Source organism: Pseudoalteromonas sp. MER144-MNA-CIBAN-0113, assembly GCF_040308965.1.
Taxonomy (GTDB): Bacteria; Pseudomonadota; Gammaproteobacteria; order Enterobacterales; family Alteromonadaceae; genus Pseudoalteromonas; species Pseudoalteromonas tetraodonis.
Genome location: NZ_JBEOOG010000274.1, coordinates 1 through 288, shown reverse-complemented (window position 1 = coordinate 288; position 288 = coordinate 1). Strand labels below are relative to the sequence as shown.

1 protein-coding gene is annotated in these 288 nt (G+C 42.4%); it reads right to left on the bottom strand.

The annotated features are described in order from the left end of the window. Positions 1 to 46 precede the first annotated feature (46 nt). Positions 47 to 288 (bottom strand): Zn-ribbon domain-containing OB-fold protein (locus AAEY57_RS19685; protein WP_350608631.1); only part of this gene is annotated, 242 nt, incomplete at its 5' end.

Below are 288 nucleotides of genomic sequence, written 5' to 3'. Positions count from 1 at the left end.
GCCATTTCTGCAATGGCTGATTGCTCTTCGCTTAAATTAAAATCCATTACGACTCCTTAGTTGGAACAAGTCTAAATTGTGGCAAGGTCAGCTCACCATCAAATGTGTGATATTCGACTTGCACTTTTTGGCCAATTTTAGGAGCTACACCTTCTTCAACTCCGATTAAGCCAGCTGGAATACGTACGCCTTCTTCAAGCTCAATCAAACCAATAGGATTTGGGCTATCAAATGGGGCTACATGTGGGTAGTGCATTATCACAAATGAATACAGCTCACCCTTACCAC